We start from the raw sequence: 828 nt of genomic DNA on the forward strand, positions 1-828 counted from the left end.
AAAATTAGATTTAGAAGAAATGCTTATTTGACCATTTGCATAAATTGCTCCGCCAGATGCAGTAGCAGTATTTTGTGAAAAATTAGCTGTATTAATTTGTAAATCATTTAAAGAATAGATTCCTCCACCATCTACAGCAGAGTTGTTGTTAAATGTAGAGTCATTTAGATATTTAATTGGGCTTTGAGTATAAATTGCTCCACCCATATCTGTAGCAATATTGGAGTCAAAGATTAAATTTTTTAAGATGGTTATTTTGTTATCATTAGTGGTTCGGTTGTATATTCCTATTGCTCCACCGTTGCCTGCTTTGTTGGAGGTGAAGTTAGAGTTTAATATTGTGACTGCTCCGTTTAATATGAATATTGCTCCTACGTTGCTTGCATTGTTTTGATTAAATATGGAGTCGCTAATAGTTACTTCACAATCAGCGATTCTGATTGCTCCACCTATATTTGCACTGTTATTAGTAAATTTGCAGTTTATAATTTTAGTTCCTGTTCCATTGACTATAGAAATGGCTCCTCCATCATTTAGGGCAAAGTTATTAGTAAATGTTGAGTCTGTGATTGTTAAATTTGTTGTAGCAGATCTTATTACTCCTCCTTGAACAAAGTTGTCTGTACTTGCTTGTATTCCTTTGTTATTGTTGAAAATGGAGTTTTTTATAATGGAGTTATATCCTAGAGGACTTATTAAAATGGTTGCTCCGCTTTCTCCAATGTTATCTGAAAAAGTGCAGTTTTCAACAATAATTTTAGAATAAGTGAGAATGGCTGTTCCCGTAGTGCCATTACCATTACCATTGATAAAGTTAATGTATTTAAA

At 32.7% G+C, this 828-nt stretch carries 1 protein-coding gene; it reads right to left on the reverse strand.

What is annotated here, in order from left to right; all coding sequences use genetic code 11:
* The coding region (locus MBCUR_RS03130; RefSeq protein ID WP_342669784.1) for a right-handed parallel beta-helix repeat-containing protein at positions 1–828 on the reverse strand (828 nt) is incomplete at both ends.

Origin of the sequence: Methanobrevibacter curvatus, assembly GCF_001639295.1 — an archaeon.
GTDB classification, from domain to species: domain Archaea; phylum Methanobacteriota; class Methanobacteria; order Methanobacteriales; family Methanobacteriaceae; genus Methanoflexus; species Methanoflexus curvatus.